The organism is Pseudomonas sp. HY2-MNA-CIBAN-0224 (genome assembly GCF_040310285.1).
GTDB lineage: Bacteria > Pseudomonadota > Gammaproteobacteria > Pseudomonadales > Pseudomonadaceae > Aquipseudomonas > Aquipseudomonas helleri.
The window spans coordinates 1-279 of record NZ_JBEOPQ010000429.1; the positions used below are offsets into that span (position 1 = coordinate 1).

The 279-nt window shown below is 49.5% G+C and carries 1 pseudogene; it reads left to right on the top strand.

Annotation, left to right across the window (positions count from 1 at the left end):
- Window positions 1-279 (top strand): annotated as a pseudogene (locus AAEZ03_RS27045) (hypothetical protein); the annotation flags it as partial.

Here is a 279-nt window from a genome sequence, read left to right on the forward strand (position 1 = left end):
TGCGCCCACTCGTGAGCAAGCATTAGCGAAACTCGATCGAGCACTCGGACAAACACGCATCGTTGGTTTGCCGACTAACGTGGCGTTTTTACGCTATATTCTAAATACTGAGTCATTTAGTCAAGCCAATCTCGATACCGCACTGATAGAGCGTGAGGCGGACGAGCTGTTTAATCAGCATCCGCTTAAATTATCGACGCTTGCTGTGACGGCTATTGCGCAGCAGCTTGCCAGTGAAGGGATTGCACAAGACGCAGATGCAGATCCTTTTAGTAAGCC